Source organism: Arthrobacter sp. AK01 (assembly GCF_021109375.1).
Taxonomy (GTDB): domain Bacteria; phylum Actinomycetota; class Actinomycetes; order Actinomycetales; family Micrococcaceae; genus Arthrobacter.
Genome location: NZ_JAJOHP010000007.1, coordinates 63,964 through 78,535, shown reverse-complemented (window position 1 = coordinate 78,535; position 14,572 = coordinate 63,964). Strand labels below are relative to the sequence as shown.

Below are 14,572 nucleotides of genomic sequence, written 5' to 3'. Positions count from 1 at the left end.
ACTTGCACCCAGCCCAGGAAGAGGCCTTGAAGCGGCGGCTGAGCAAGAAAAGGCCATGCAGCTCCTCGCACTTCGCCGCACCGAAGATGTCCGTGAGCAGGCGGCGAAACTCGGATCGGAAGTAGAAGGCCACCAAGTGCCCGTAGAGAGTCTTGCCAACCTTGAGCTGGCCACGCGCTGCCGAAGGCATACAGTGCGCTTCAACATGTCATAGACACGGTTGTCGGCTTTCCGTGCGTGAGATTTCGGGTGTGATCAATGGTGTGTTCTAACCGTTGAAACAAAGTGTCATTCATGACAGCATGGAGACATGACAGCAGTTGCAGGAGCCCGGGGAGGGCTGAAGGCCCATCAGGATTCCATTCGGCTGCCCGAGGCCGAGCTAGTCCGCGACCTCAGGGACATCCTGGGCGCAAAACTTGTCGCCTACATCGGCTCAGTCAAGGAAACCCGTGCGGTACGCCAATGGGCAGACGGTGAACGGAAACCCTCCGCAGAGGTCATGACCCGGCTGCGGCACGCCTACCATGTCGCGGCCTTGCTGGCAGAGCGCGATTCCAGGGCCGTGGTCCAGGCTTGGTTCCAGGGCATGAACCCGCAGCTGGACGATGTGCCGCCGGCCAGGCTCTTGCGCGAAGGCCATATCGACGAGGCCGCACAATCGGTCCTTGCAGCTGCCCGGGCCTTCGCGGCCGCCGGCTGACGGGTGGAACAGAACGAACTAGCCATCATCCCAGCGGCCGGCCCTGTGTGGCGCATCGGGTTCCGCCCCGAGCCCTGGGCGTGGAGCGGCTGGGAATGGGCAACGGATGGCCGTTTCCCGGGACGCTGGGATGACCTGCACGGCAACTTCCGCACCGTCTACGCCGGCTCAAGCCTGAAGGCATGCCTCCTGGAAGTCCTGGCCGGCTTCCGCCGCGACGCCAGACTCGCCGCGGAACTGGACGAAATCGTCGAAGACGATGAAGACCAAGTGCTGCACCCGACCATCCCGCCAGGAGAAGTTCCACGTGAATGGCTGGAACCACGAGCAGCGACCCGCGCCGAACTCTCCGGGCACTACTGCGCCGTCACCGCCTCCCAAACCATCGCCGCCCTCTATCCGAACTTCATCGCTACTGCCTTGAGTCTCGGACTGGCCGATTTCGACGCGGCGGCGTTGAAAGACGCCCGCCCGAGACAACTGACTCAGGGCGTCGCCGCCTGGCTATACGAAACAACCACTGTCGATGGTGTCACCTTCAACTCCCGCCACGGCGACGAGCTCCGGCTGTGGGCAATCTTCGAGCGGCCCGGGGATCCCCCAACCAGCCCCAAACTTGGCCGGACCCAAGTGGTTGACATCCACCACGACGCTGCGGCGATCAACGAAGCATTCGAAATCCTCAAACTCAACTGGCGTGAAGCGTAGCGCACTCCTCAACGAGGCTCTTCGACAGCTCCAGCTATCGGCAAGCGGACGAAAGAGTGCTTATCGGCGTTTTAACCGGACCGTGGTGCGTTCAGTTCTAAGGGCGGTGGTTGGGTTGGACCATTCCAGGGCGTCCACGACGGGTCCACCATTGGGTCGGGCACGCTTCACGTCTGTCGATGGTCGTTGGCGTAGGCTGCGACTGCCATTGGTGAGGTTGAGCGGCCGAGGCTGTGTCAGGCGCTGCGATCGTTCTGGGTACCGCAGATGAGAATGCCGATGGTTTCGTTGCGGTTCTCGCGTCGCAGCATTTCCTCTATAAGGGCGACGTGGAAGTCGAGCTGGAACTTGCCCGTCTCCAGTTCAACGACGACGTAGCGAGGAAGAGCAGATCGACCAAGTCGTTGTCGATCGGAGCGCCCGGTCCAAGTTCCCGGAGGCCTTCGGCAATCCGGTTGGTCAGGGCGTTTTCCATTTCGCGTTCGGAGACTTCCCCGAAGAGCTTGCACGCTTCGAAGGCCAGGAAGTCCGTGTAGAAGTCAGCCGCTGAAGACACATCAGCCGTCCGGCAGTCAGCTGTCCGCGACGGTCCTTTCGGCAGCAGGCTGAACACCGTATTCGCTGGCCGCCCACGATGCCAGCAGCTGAAGGCGTTCGGCCGACGGCGATCCAGGCTCGGCTGCATAGATCGTGAGGGTCAGTCCAGGTTCCGCGGCCATTTCCAGGCCCTCATAGGCGAGTGTCATTTCACCAACGATGGGGTGTTTGAAGGTCTTGAAACCGGTGCCATGATGGCGGACGTTGTGTGCGCCCCAGCGGGTGCGGAACTCATCGCTGCGGGTGCTGAGCTCACCAATGAGATCGTGGAGCTCCTTGTTGTGCGGGTCGCGTCCGGCCTCCGTGCGGAGAATCGAGACAGTCGCCTCGGCAAACGCATCCCAGTCCGGATAGAACTCATGTGCACGATCGTCCAGGAAGGTGAAGCGGGCGATGTTGGGTGGCTGGCCCGGCATGTCGTAGGAGTCCTTGTAGAACGCCCGGGCCAACGGGTTCACGGCCAGCAGATCCATCCGGCCGTTGCGGACAAACGCAGGTCCTGCCGTGACAGCATCCAACGCCCACTGCAGGCTCTGGTGGGGCACATAGGACTTCGAGTTCCGGCGTCGCGGCGGTCGGGCAACTGGACTCGCTGCATGGGCCAGATCAAAGAGGTGGGCGCGCTCGGCATCATCCATATTCAGCGCCCTGGCTAGGCTCTCGAGTACTTGTGGCGAAGCGCCACTGATGGCGCCGCGCTCCAGGCGGGTGTAGTACTCGACACTCAGCCCGGCCAGCGTGGCCACCTCGCTGCGACGCAATCCCTTCACGCGCCGATTGGAGCCGGCCGGCAATCCAACCTGCTCGGGGGCCACTTGGGCGCGCCGGGAGATCAGGAATTCGCGTACTTCTGCCCGATTGTCCATGACTTCACCATAGGGCCGGTCTGGCCATCGAGGGAGTCCCTTTGAGGGCCCCCAACGGCTTACGTCGGCCCGACCTTCCGGCGCGACACCAACACGGGACTGTGGGCATGGTGGAGTACGGCGTGGGCGGTGGAGCCGATGGTGCCCTTGATGACGCCGTGCCCTTTGGTCCCCACCACCGTAAGGCGTGCTCCTTGGGAGGCCTTGACCACCGCCCGGGAGAAGGAAGCATCCACTAACAACTCTCCGGCCACGGTGATCCCGGGTGCTTTGTGGCGGGCCTGGCTCAGCACGGAGTCCAGCAAGGCTTCAGCGTCCGGGTACGCTTCCACAGGTTCACGCAGCAGGCGGTAGCCGGCAGGTTCGTGAAGTACATGGACGATCATGAGGTCCGCGCCCGTTGCCGCAGCGAATACGCAGGCATCGTCGAGTGCTGCCGGTGATCCTGAGTCATCCACGGCAAGCAACACGGGGCCGGAGGGGTGGTCATCCGCACGGATCACGGCCACGGGACATTCTGCGGTTGCGGCCAATTCAAGGCTGACGGATCCCACCAGCAATCCCATGAACCCGCCAAGGCCCCGACTTCCGAGCACCAGCATCTCCGCGCCGACGGAAACGTGGGCAAGATGGTCGCGGGGCATCCCATGCAACAAGGTGGTGTGGACAGTCAGCTCGGGAACAGTCTCCTGGGCGAGGGCCAACCCCTCTTCCAGGACTTTTTGTGCCGCACGTTCGAGGCCGCTGTCAGCCACCCCGGGGACCGGCCCCCTGTTATGGGACAGCAGGACCCACAGGGAACAGTGGACAATCTGCAGGGAACAGTCCCGCCGGACCGCGTGTCGGGCTGCCCATTGGACGGCACGCTTCGCTTCTTCGGATCCGTCATAGCCAACCACGATCGTGCTGGTTTCCGTCATGGCCAGAGCCTACGCTGGCGCGGGAAGCGGCACCATAGCGTAACGCCCGCCGCCAAAACCCAGTACGCTGCTAGGCTCCGATGCTGACACTTCAGGAGGAAACACCGTGGGCTTTGCCGAAGAACTCAGGAACCAGTACGCCGAAGATTGGGACGCTGCCGTCAACCATCCGTTCGTGGACCAACTTCTGGACGGGTCCCTCCTGGACGAGGACCTGCGCCACTACCTCGTGCAGGATTACCAGTTCTGCGACGCGTTCACGGCCCTCCTGGGCCAGGCCGTGGCGTCGGCTCCTTCCCTTCCTTCGCGGCTGGTGTTCGCTGGAGTCCTCGGAGCCTTCGCTTCGGACGAGAACACGTTCTTCCAGGATTGCTTCAATGAACTGGACGTACCGGAAGCAGACAGGACAACACCAGTCCTCGGACCTGCCACCCGCGCTTTCGATGCCCTCATGCGCAGCGCCCTCGCCACCCGCTCCTACCCGGATGTCCTGGCAGTCCTGCTGGTTGCCGAGTGGCTCTACGGCGACTGGGCAGCCCGCGCCGGCAATCCTGACAGCTGGCCCGCCGAACCCAAGCATGCCGAGTGGATCCGTCTCCACAACAACCCTGAGTACAACGCGTGGGTGACGTGGTTGCGCGACGAGTTCGACGCCGTCGAGCCTTCATCCCCGCAGGATCGGCACCGTGTGACCGGTACTTTCGCGGAAGCGGTGCGGCTCGAGCGGGCGTTCTTCGACGCGGCGCTTATCAGCGCAGCTATCCGCTAGCTCTGCTTCCGTAGGGTGTAACTGAGCTCCACCAGGCCTTGGTCGTAGCTGTTCACGTCCACTAGCTTCAACAGCGCGGGGTCGTGTCCGGCGGGGAAGACGCCGCGGCCGGCGCCTTGGCCCACCAACCGGACCGCGTCCACCTCGCCTGCCGCGAAGAACGTCCCGCCGAGGGACAGGCTGCCCCACAGGACAATGTCCTTTTCGGACTCGCGCTTGATGCGGCGGATCGCTTCGATCGCGTCGCCGGATTCAATGGTCGACGGCGGGAAGTCACCCCACGGGGCTTCCTTCAGTTGGCGCGAAAACACGTGGCGGCGCAGGCCATTGAGGGCCGGTGCAATGATTTCGCCCTCCGATGCAGGCGTAGGCCAGAACTCGGCGAAGTATCTGTACGTGGTGGCGCCCAGAACCATGGCTTCAACGCTGCCGAGCCACTCGAGCTGGGCGCGGTCGAACTCAGCCGTTCCACCTTCCAGCAGTTCATAGGCCTTGAACTCATTGTTGGTGTCGGCGGCGAATCCGTCGGCGGTGACAAAATCCTGGACGATCAGTTGTCCCATGACTCACTCCTCGAATGCGGTGATGGCCCGCAGGAGCCTACGCCGCGAAGTATGAGGGGACAACCCTTTCACGGTTCTCCTGTTCAGCGGACCCTCGGCAGGCCTCCGGAGTTCCCGCCAGGTTCGTCCAGTGCCAGCTGTCAGGGCAGTTGTCGTTATCGCAAAATTGCCAGGTCATGGGGTCCCTCGTCGTCGCCTGTTCGTGTCCATTGATAGGACACGCGAGCAGCCGGAACGTGACGAAAGAAGGACCGTGACCTGCGCCCTATTAACCTGCCGAAGTGAAGATCAGCCTGCCGAGGTGAACGCGAAGATCAGCGCCGAGCCCAAGGACAGGAGACCGATGCCGTAGCCCACAGCCAAAGCCGCAATGGCGAAGCCCCGTCCGCGCTCACCGCGCTGTTGTATCTGGTTCAAGGCCACATGGCCCGCCCCGACGACGAAGACCGCGATGACTGCCATACCCGCGAAGAACAGCCCCACGAGGGCAACTACTGCCATCGCGGCGGCTACGAGGGCCTGCCGGTTGATCGGCTGGGTGGACGCTTCAGTGTGGTTAGCCTGAACGATCTCCGTTGACATGTTCTCTCCCCATTTGTAAGTGCCCCGAGTCTATCCGCGCAGTGCCCAAAACCCTGGCTGCCCCGCCTGCGAATTAGCGGTGTTTGAACTCCGGTTGGCGCTTCTCGCTGAACGCGGCCATGCCTTCCTTCTGGTCCTCAGTGGCGAAGAGTGAGTGGAACACCCGCCGTTCAAAGACAACCCCTTGGGCCAAGCCCGTCTCGAAGGCAGCGTTGACGGCCTCCTTGGCCACCATCGCGACCGGTTTGGACTTGGACGCGATGACGTCGGCAGCCTTGACTGCTTCATCGATCACCTCAGCGGCAGGAACAACCCTGGAGACCAGGCCGGAGCGTTCGGCCTCGTCGGCATCCATGAACCGGCCCGTCAGGATCATGTCCATCGCCTTGGCCTTGCCCACGGCGCGGGTGAGCCGCTGCGAGCCGCCCATCCCCGGAATTACACCGAGGTTGATCTCGGGCTGGCCGAACTTGGCGTTGTCTCCGGCAATAATGAAATCGGCCATCATCGCCAGTTCGCAGCCACCGCCGAGGGCGAAACCGGAGACAGCAGCAATGACAGGAATCCGCAGGCGTGTGAGGTCCTCCCACCGCCGGAACCAGTCTGCGGCGTACATGTCCATGTAGCTGTTGGAAGACATTTCCTTGATGTCGGCCCCGGCAGCGAACGCTTTGGCGGAGCCCGTGATGACCACCGCGCCCACGTCCGGATCGGTGTCCATGGCCGTGACAGCATCCACGAGTTCAGTCATGAGCGCCGTGTTCAGCGCATTTAATGCCTCCGGCCGGTTCAGGGTCACCAGGCCTACCCGGCCCCGCCGTTCCACCACAATGTTCTTGTACTGCTCCGTCATGCTCTCCCTCTCCGCCAAGCTCGTCATAAGTTCAGTTCCAACCTTTCACACGGACTTGTCGCGGATCTCCGTAATGATGCCGGAGAAGTCCCTGCCGGCACCCTCGCCGGCGGCAAAAGCATCGTAGATACGCGATGCCAGCGGTCCCATCTCTGCCGCAACACCCGTGCTTTCCAACGCGTTCAGTGCCAGGCGCAGGTCCTTGGCCATCAACGCACCGGCAAACCCCGGCTGGTAATCGCGGTTGGCCGGGCTGGTGGGCACAGGTCCCGGAACGGGACAGTTGGTGGTCAGTGCCCAGCATTGTCCGGACGCGTTGGAGGCGACGTCGAACAACGCCTGGTGCGTGAGGCCCAGCTTCTCGCCGAGGACAAAAGCCTCCGCAACAGCGATCATGGACACGCCCAGAATCATGTTGTTGCAGACCTTGGCGGCCTGCCCGGCACCATGGTCACCACAGTGGACGATCCTCTTGCCCATGAGTTCCAGGATCGGTTTCACGGTCTCGAAATCCTCCGGCAATGCACCCACCATGAACGTCAGGGTGCCCGCTTCGGCACCCACCACGCCGCCGGAAACCGGGGCGTCCACGGAGCGGTGCCCGGCTTCCAGTGCAACGGCAGCCGCTTCGCGCGCTTCGTCCACGTTGATGGTTGAGCAGTCCAGAAACAGGGTGTTCGGCTTCGCAACGGAAAGGAGCCCAGGACCGTCCACGCCCCGGTAGGCGTCCAGCACGTGCTTGCCGCTGGGGAGCATGGTCAACACCACCGCCGCTTCCGCTGCGGCCTCATGTGCCGTGGACGCCATGGGAATCCCGTGGGCCAGCGCTGCCTCGACAGCCGCAGGGACTGGGTCATAGCCGATGACTTCGTGCCCCGCTCTGATCAGGTTCGCCGCCATGGGTCCGCCCATGTGGCCGAGGCCGAGGAAAGCGATGAGTCCTGTTGAGGGGGCTTGGATATCTGACGTGGCTGCGTTCTCTGTCATGCTCGTCTCCTTCAATTCGACTGGACTGGACTGGCTGAAAGCCCCAGCTCGCGTTCTCCAAGCGGCGCGAAGTAGCCCTCGACGTCGGACGTGCGGACGTCAGCGAGCGTCGGCGGCTTCCATTGCGGATTCCTGTCCTTGTCCACCACCTGCGCGCGGATGCCTTCACGGAAGTCCGGACCTGCAAGGCAACGAAGCCCTACCCGATACTCCTGGTCCAGCGCTTCCTCGAGCGAGAGCCCCCGGACCCGGCGCAGGGATGCCAAAGCGACTTTCACCGACGTTGGCGATTTCGCCTCGATCGTGTCCGCAACGGCAGCCGCTTCAGCCCCCGCCGAGCGCAGGCCCCGCACGATCTCCTCGGCATCGTCGTACGCGTACGCGGCGTCGATCCACCCGCGTTGGGCCGCCAGGGCCGAGTCCGGCGCGGCTTGGGCGAAGCGCTCGACGGCGGCTTCCGCCGTCGAGGTTTCCAGCGCTTCTGCCAACGCGGGCAGGCTTTCGGACGGCACAAAGTGGTCCGCGAGGCCCAGGAACAGGGCATCGGCGCCGGCCAGATGGGCACCCGTCAGGGCAGCGTGGGTTCCCGTCTCCCCCGGCGAGCGTGACAGCAGGAGCGTGCCGCCGACGTCGGGCACGAATCCAATGGTGGTTTCGGGCATTCCGGTGCGTGTCCGTTCGGTGACGACACGCAAGGAACCGTGCGCCGAGATGCCGACACCACCGCCCAGCACCAGGCCGTCCATGAAGGCCACATACGGTTTGGGATAGTGCGAGATCAGGGCGTTCAGCCGGTACTCGTCGGCCCAGAACTCCGCTGTTTCCGTTCCACTGTGGAGCATGTCCTTATAGATGGCCACGATGTCCCCGCCCGCGCACAGGCCGCGGTCGCCGGCGCCGCGCACCAAAACTGTGGCTACGGCGTCGTCGTCCGCCCAGTCCGCCAACTGCCCGAGCATGGCTTTCACCATTCCCGCATTCAGCGCGTTGACAGCCTTGGGACGGTTCAGGGTCACGATGCCCAAATGGCCCCGACGTTCGAAAAGAACCTCGTCTTCTGCCTCCACAGCCCCCATCAGCTGCCTGCCGGCATGACGAAGCTGGCGCCCTGTCGGATGCCGGAGGGCCACCGTGATGTCACGGTCTTGGTCTTGGTGTAGAAGCGGAAGGCGTCGGCGCCGTGCTGGTTGAGGTCGCCGAAGCCGGACGCCTTCCAACCACCGAACGTGTAGTACGCGATCGGGACGGGGATAGGCACGTTGATGCCCACCATGCCTACCTCCACGCGGCTGGCGAAGTCCCGGGCGGAGTCGCCGTCGCGGGTGAAAATTGCGACGCCGTTGCCAAACTCGTGCTCGCTGCAGAGCCTGAGCGCTTCGTCATAGTCAGCCGCGCGCAGCACGCTGAGGACAGGGCCGAAGATCTCTTCCTTATAGATCTTCATGTCCTTGGTGACATTGTCGAAGAGCGTAGGACCAACCCAGAAACCGCCGTCGTAGCCGTCCACGGTGAGGCCGCGGCCATCAGTAACCAGCGTCGCGCCTTCATCCACGCCGGACTGGATGTAGCCCTCGATCCGTTCCTTGGCTGAAGCAGCCACCACGGGTCCGAAGTCCGAGTCCTTGTCCAGGCTGTGGCCCACCCTCAGGTCCTTGACGCGCTCGGTCAGTTTGGCCACCAAGGCATCGGCGGTTTCCTGGCCCACCGGCACGGCCACCGAGATCGCCATGCAGCGTTCGCCTGCTGAACCGTACCCGGCACCAATCAGGGCGTCGGCGGCCATGTCCAGGTCGGCGTCGGGCATGATCACCATGTGGTTCTTCGCGCCGCCAAAGCACTGCGCGCGCTTGCCGTGCGCGGCTGCTGTGGCGTAGATGTACTGGGCGATCGGTGTGGAGCCCACGAAGCCGATTGCCTTGACGCGCGGATCTTCAAGCAACGCGTCCACGGCTTCCTTGTCACCGTTGATCACGTTGAAGACGCCGTTCGGAACCCCGGCTTCGCTGTACAGCTCGGCCAGGCGCAGGGGAACCGACGGGTCCCGTTCGGAGGGCTTGAGGATGAACGCATTTCCGGCGGCGAGCGCGGGGCCCGACTTCCACAGCGGGATCATGGCCGGGAAGTTGAAGGGCGTGATGCCCGCGACGACGCCCAAGGGCTGGCGGAGTGAGTGGACGTCAATGCCCTGCCCCGCGTTGTCCGAGAACTCTCCCTTGAGCAGGTGTGGTGCCCCTGCGGAGAACTCGACTACCTCGATGCCGCGCTGGATGTCGCCCTTGGCATCGGCGAACGTCTTACCGTGCTCGGAGGACAGGAGCTTGGCGAGCTCGTCCATGTTGTCGTTGACCAGGTCCACGAACTTGAGCAGGATGCGTCCACGGCGCTGCGGGTTCATGGCCGCCCATTCGAGCTGGCCCTTCTCCGCATTTGCGACGGCGTTGCGGACCTCGTCCGCGCTGGCCAGCGGAAGCCGGGCCTGGACTTCGCCGGTGCAGGGATCGTAGACATCGCTGAACCGACCGGACGTGCCGTCAATCCTTTGGCCGTCTACGTAGTGTGAAAGCTCGCGCACCATGGTGGAATGCTCCTTTGCATCGTGAATGACTGCCATGCCGCCGGGTGCTGGGACCGCTGCGGGGAACACGTGACCAACTGTGATCCAGGTCATCTCTGAACCCGAATATACTCGGACTTCCTACTAATTTCCAGAGGGGTGTCCTGGGACGCCTAATGGACCTCTTTCATCCCCTTGTACGCCTCCAGCGCTTCCGCCCGGGTGGTCTTGAGGTCCACGATCTCTTCCGGGTAGCCGGGTGTGCCGAACTCCGGAATCCAATGGGCAATGTATTTTCCCTGGGGATCGAACTTAATGCGCTGGGCCTCCGGGTTGAAGATCCTGAAGAACGGCGACGCATCGGCCCCGGACCCTGCCACCCACTGCCAGTTGGCGGGGTTCGACGCCGGATCAGCGTCCACCAGGGTGTCCCAGAACCACTGCTCGCCGAGCTGCCAGTGGATGCCAAGGTTTTTCACCAGGAAGCTCGCGGCAACCATGCGGACACGGTTGTGCATCCACCCCGTATGCCAGAGCTGCCGTTGTCCGGCGTCCACCATGGGGAAGCCGGTGCGGCCTTGCTGCCATGCGCGGAGCTCCTCCGGCGCACTTTCGTGGCCGGGGTGTTTACCGTCGCCACCACTGCTTCCGTCTCCAGCAACCCCGGGCCACGCCCAGGGGAAGCGATCGAACTCAGGGCGAAGGTTGGCCGTTGCGAGCCCAGGGTTGTGGAAGTACTGGTGCCAGCAGAATTCACGCCAGCCCAGCTCGGAAGCGTAAATCGAAGCGCTGTCCGACCTTGTGGAACCCAGGGCATGCCACACCTCAAACGGGCTCAGCTCACCCCAGCGCAGGTAAGGCGAGAGGCAACTGCTGCCATCGGTGTCCGGACGGTTCCGCCCCTCGCTGTAATTGGAAAGCCCCTTCTCCACGAACCCGGCAAGGCGCTGGTGCCCGGCAGCAGCCCCCGGCGTCCACATGTCGGCCAATCCGCCGGACCAGTCCGGGTCGGTGGGCAAGAGATGCCAGGAGTCCAGTTCGTCGTACCCCGGCAGTTCTCCGGCATACCCATGGCCCTTTGCGGGCACAGCCAACGGCTCGCGGAAATCCTGTGCAGACACGGTCCGCCAGAAAGGAGTGAAGACCTTGTATTGCCCGCCCGTTTTCGTGGTCACATTCCATGGCTCGTGGAGGAGGGACGCTTGAAAACTCGCCACATGCAGTCCTGCGTCACCCGCCCAGGCCTTGATGCCGGCGTCGACCGTCCGCTCAGCCGAGCCGTACCGGCGGTTCCAGTAAAGCGCGCCGGCGCCAACCGCCGTCGTCGTCTTCCGGACCACGTCAGAGGCTGCTCCGCGGCGGAGCAGCAGCGGTATGCCCAGTTTGTCCAGCTCATCACGGAGCGCCGTCAGCGAGTGGTGGAGCCACCACCGTGCGGCACCGCCGTGGGCGCGGATGCCTGGCGATTCTTCGTCGAGGACGAATAAGGCAACGGCTTCACCGTCGTCGACGGCGGCACGCAGGGCCGGGTTGTCGGCGACCCGCAGGTCGTCGCGAAACCAAACGATGGACGGTTTCATTAATTCCTTTCAGCGGACACCCCCGGAAATGGGAACAGCCCATGCCCCCTTATGAATCCTAGGGGCATGGGCTGAACGCTCGCTGTTGAATAAGGCTAGGCGATGGATGGAACAGCTTCCTCGACGATCTCGGAAAGTGCGGGAGCATCGGCCCCCGTTGCATCCCACACGGGAACGCTGTTTACCACGTAGTCCCTGGCTGCAGGGCCCACCATGCTCAATCCTGCATAGATCCTGCGGCCGTTTTCCTTGATGGACCTCAGACCCTCACGGACAAGGGCCGTTTTGAAAGCGGAGTCTGGAATGGGAATTTTTCGTCCAAGAACGCACCAACTGATGTACAGGCCATAGAAAGTGTCAAAATCCAAGCCGTTCTCGGTGTCGTCCTCAAACACCACGCAGTCGCGAATAAAGCTGCCTATTTGGGTGTCGGTCATTACGGGGCCTCCGGCGTCGGAAGAAAATACGGGCCGCCGGGCTGCATCAGCGAATGTCCTGTTCCCCCACTATAGACCCCCCGTACCGCGGAGTAACCGGAAAACAGATTAACTCTGGGTTTCGAAGAGGTGCTGTCCCGCGCCGAAACCGGCGCCACACCGTGCCGTGGCAACCGATGCGCGGGCTCTGGCGCCATCCCCGAGTTCGGCGTAGCTTCAGATACAGCCACACACCCCGGAATCCTGCGTCCCCCAGCGGAGCGGGCAATCAGGGCGTGATGATTGGAGGCAAGCCGTGGCTGGATGGAACGCAGACACCGCAGCCGGCCCACTGGGCTCCGGCACCGTAACCCTCGTGGAAGGCTCCACTTTCTGCATCTCTGCAGCCAACGGAGACATCAGGCCTGACCTGCCGCAGGGCCTGTTCCACTTGGACACACGCATCTTGTCCCGCTGGGAGCTGACCATCAACGGCCAGACCGTCGAACCCCTGGCGGCAGAAACCAAAGAACCGTACCGGGCCCTGTTCGCAGGCCGTGTGCCGCGCTCAGACGGCTACGCCGACAGTCCCCTGCTCGTAGAACGGCTCCGTGAAGTAGGGGCCGGCATGCTTGAGGAAATCACTATCCGGAACTACTCCAAAGAACCGGCTGAGTGCAGCATCACGCTGGCGGTCGAAGCGGACTTCGCGGATCTCTTTGAAGTGAAGGAAGCCCGGATCACCCGCGAATGGAAGGAAACGCGTCGTTTGGAAGGTGATTCGCTGGAAATCCGCGGGCTGTGGGAGGGGCTGAAGAAGGGCGTGATGATCCGGGCCGAAGGCGCCGGCGCCGGAGCCAAGGCCTTGGGTTTCAGGACGAGCATTCCGCCCTATGGGCAATGGAGTACACGTATCAGCGCGATGCCCACCCTTGACGGGTCGGCAGCTCCCTTCACCCATCCCGGCAGGGGCGAGATGTCCCCCAGCGATCGGCGGAGGCAGGAATGGGTGGGCAAGATCCCGGTGATGCAAATAGGCAACCGGTCCATCGAAAAGACCCTCCGCAGGAGCTACGAGGACTTGGGTGCCCTCCGCATTCAGGACCCGGCGCACCCGGACAGGGTGGTGGTGGCCGCAGGAGCGCCATGGTTCATGACGTTGTTCGGCCGGGACTCCCTCTGGGCTTCAGAGATGGCGCTTCCCGTGGATCCATCCCTGGCGTTGGGCACGCTGCGCACCCTGGCTGACCGCCAAGGAAGCGAGGTGAACACCGCTACGGAGGAAGAACCCGGCAAGATCCTGCATGAGGTGAGGCTGGACGTCTCCAGCAGCCTGGCCCTCGGCGGCAAGTCCGCCTACTACGGCAGCGTCGACGCCACTCCCCTTTTTGTCGCTGTCCTGGGTTCGGTCAGCCGTTGGGGCTTCGCCAAGGACGTGATTTCCGAGCTCCTACCCAACGCGGATCGCGCGCTCGAGTGGATCAGGGACTACGGCGACCGGGATGGCGACGGCTTCGTGGAGTACGGGCGTCCCAACGAGCACGGCCTCATCAACCAGGGCTGGAAAGACTCCTGGGACGGTATCAACTTTGCCGATGGCACCATCGCTGAGCCACCGTTGGCCCTGTGCGAAGTCCAGGCCTACGTTCATGGCGCCTACATGGCGCGCGCTTGGATGGCTTACGACGACGGCGACCACACCTTGGCAGCCGAGCTTCGGGAACGCGCGGATCGCCTGAAAAAGAAGTTCAACGAGGACTTCTGGCTCCCGGACAAGGGCTATTACGCGGTGGCCTTGGATAAGGACAAGCGCCCTGTCGACGCCTGCGCGTCCAATATGGGGCATTGCCTGTGGTTTGGCTTGGTGGACGAAGACAAGGCTCCCCGTGTGGTGGAGCGGCTGATGTCTCCGGAAATGTTCAGCGGTTGGGGAGTCCGCACCCTGGCCAGCGACATGGGCGCCTACAACCCGGCCAGCTACCACAATGGCTCGGTCTGGCCGCATGACAATGCGCTGATAGCGGCAGGCTTGCTCCGCTACGGATTCGTGGAGGAAGCGCAGCGCATCGCCACTGCCCTGCTTGAAGCAGCCGAGTTCTCCGGCGGCAGGCTCCCCGAACTGTTCTGCGGGTTTGCGCGCGAACAGTTCAGGGAGCCCGTGCCGTACCCCACGGCATGTTCCCCACAGGCCTGGGCTGCCGCTACTCCCATCCAGCTCATCACCGGACTCATGCGCTACGACGCCCACATTTCCTTGGGCGGCGTCTGGCTGGATCCCGTATTGCCCGAGTCCTACGGTGACCTGCACATCAGCAACGCCCCCATGGGAAGCGGGCGCATCACCATCGACGTGGTCGGTTCTTCCTCCCGGGTTGAGGGGCTTCCGGAAGGTTTGACGCTCCACCGTGCCCAACGGCCGTGGATCACCGAGCTCGTGGAACGGGCAGAGCTGCGGCGTACTGAGCCCTGAGCCC

16 protein-coding genes are annotated in these 14,572 nt (G+C 63.5%); 5 read left to right on the top strand and 11 right to left on the bottom strand.

The genetic code is table 11. The features are described 5' to 3' along the window. Positions 1-55: 55 nt before the first annotated feature. The 3 genes from LN996_RS04075 to LN996_RS04065 all read left to right on the top strand — a co-directional run bounded on the left by LN996_RS04075 (position 56) and on the right by LN996_RS04065 (position 1,411). Positions 56-214: a hypothetical protein gene (locus LN996_RS04075; RefSeq protein WP_231338894.1), complete on the top strand. Its 159-nt coding sequence runs from the start codon at positions 56-58 to the stop codon at positions 212-214. Between the two features lie 96 nt (positions 215-310). Beyond that, a complete protein-coding gene (locus LN996_RS04070) occupies positions 311-703 on the top strand; it encodes a hypothetical protein (protein WP_231338893.1) in 393 nt (130 codons plus the stop codon). A 3-nt stretch (positions 704-706) separates the two neighbouring features. Further along, complete coding sequence (locus tag LN996_RS04065) at positions 707-1,411, top strand: RES domain-containing protein (RefSeq protein ID WP_231338892.1); 705 nt, start codon at positions 707-709, stop codon at positions 1,409-1,411. Positions 1,412-1,727: 316 nt separating this feature from the next. Here the strand turns inward: LN996_RS04065 and LN996_RS04060 are convergent, their stop codons facing one another. The 3 genes from LN996_RS04060 to LN996_RS04050 are packed head-to-tail and all read right to left on the bottom strand — an operon-like array spanning position 1,728 to position 3,794. After that, entirely contained in the window at positions 1,728-1,967 is a 240-nt protein-coding gene (locus tag LN996_RS04060; protein ID WP_231338891.1) for a hypothetical protein, read from the bottom strand. A 16-nt stretch (positions 1,968-1,983) separates the two neighbouring features. Then, the gene (locus LN996_RS04055; RefSeq protein ID WP_231338890.1) at positions 1,984-2,874 is read right to left on the bottom strand and encodes a helix-turn-helix transcriptional regulator; all 891 of its coding nucleotides are present in this window, start codon (positions 2,872-2,874) and stop codon (positions 1,984-1,986) included. A gap of 59 nt (positions 2,875-2,933) precedes the next feature. After that, positions 2,934-3,794 (bottom strand): universal stress protein, encoded by an 861-nt coding sequence (locus LN996_RS04050; RefSeq protein WP_231338889.1) that lies wholly within the window; start codon positions 3,792-3,794, stop codon positions 2,934-2,936. A gap of 106 nt (positions 3,795-3,900) precedes the next feature. On the opposite strand from LN996_RS04050, the gene LN996_RS04045 reads away from it, so the two are divergent. Continuing rightward, positions 3,901-4,563, top strand: coding sequence for a TenA family protein (locus LN996_RS04045; protein ID WP_231338888.1), 663 nt, complete (start codon positions 3,901-3,903; stop codon positions 4,561-4,563). Here the strand turns inward: LN996_RS04045 and LN996_RS04040 are convergent. From LN996_RS04040 to LN996_RS04005, 8 genes are all read right to left on the bottom strand, one after another. Further along, complete coding sequence (locus tag LN996_RS04040) at positions 4,560-5,126, bottom strand: dihydrofolate reductase family protein (RefSeq protein WP_231338887.1); 567 nt, start codon at positions 5,124-5,126, stop codon at positions 4,560-4,562. The genes LN996_RS04045 and LN996_RS04040 overlap by 4 nt on opposite strands. A 288-nt stretch (positions 5,127-5,414) precedes the next feature. Next, complete coding sequence (locus LN996_RS04035) at positions 5,415-5,708, bottom strand: DUF4190 domain-containing protein (protein ID WP_231338886.1); 294 nt, start codon at positions 5,706-5,708, stop codon at positions 5,415-5,417. Positions 5,709-5,781: 73 nt separating this feature from the next. Further along, positions 5,782-6,561 (bottom strand): enoyl-CoA hydratase, encoded by a 780-nt coding sequence (locus LN996_RS04030; RefSeq protein WP_231338885.1) that lies wholly within the window; start codon positions 6,559-6,561, stop codon positions 5,782-5,784. A gap of 45 nt (positions 6,562-6,606) precedes the next feature. Continuing rightward, complete coding sequence (gene mmsB, locus LN996_RS04025; RefSeq protein WP_231338884.1) at positions 6,607-7,548, bottom strand: 3-hydroxyisobutyrate dehydrogenase; 942 nt, start codon at positions 7,546-7,548, stop codon at positions 6,607-6,609. Between the two features lie 11 nt (positions 7,549-7,559). Further along, on the bottom strand, positions 7,560-8,624 hold the full coding sequence (locus tag LN996_RS04020; protein WP_231338883.1) for an enoyl-CoA hydratase/isomerase family protein: 1,065 nt from the start codon (positions 8,622-8,624) through the stop codon (positions 7,560-7,562). Continuing rightward, complete coding sequence (locus LN996_RS04015) at positions 8,624-10,123, bottom strand: CoA-acylating methylmalonate-semialdehyde dehydrogenase (protein ID WP_231338916.1); 1,500 nt, start codon at positions 10,121-10,123, stop codon at positions 8,624-8,626. The genes LN996_RS04020 and LN996_RS04015 overlap by 1 nt, the downstream gene beginning before the upstream one ends. A 152-nt stretch (positions 10,124-10,275) precedes the next feature. Continuing rightward, positions 10,276-11,682 (bottom strand): deoxyribodipyrimidine photo-lyase, encoded by a 1,407-nt coding sequence (locus tag LN996_RS04010; RefSeq protein ID WP_231338882.1) that lies wholly within the window; start codon positions 11,680-11,682, stop codon positions 10,276-10,278. A gap of 95 nt (positions 11,683-11,777) precedes the next feature. Further along, positions 11,778-12,119 (bottom strand): hypothetical protein, encoded by a 342-nt coding sequence (locus LN996_RS04005; protein WP_231338881.1) that lies wholly within the window; start codon positions 12,117-12,119, stop codon positions 11,778-11,780. A 295-nt stretch (positions 12,120-12,414) separates the two neighbouring features. Between LN996_RS04005 and LN996_RS04000 the strand changes: the two genes are divergently transcribed. After that, positions 12,415-14,568, top strand: coding sequence for a glycogen debranching N-terminal domain-containing protein (locus LN996_RS04000; protein WP_231338880.1), 2,154 nt, complete (start codon positions 12,415-12,417; stop codon positions 14,566-14,568). The last annotated feature ends 4 nt before the right edge of the window (positions 14,569-14,572 follow it).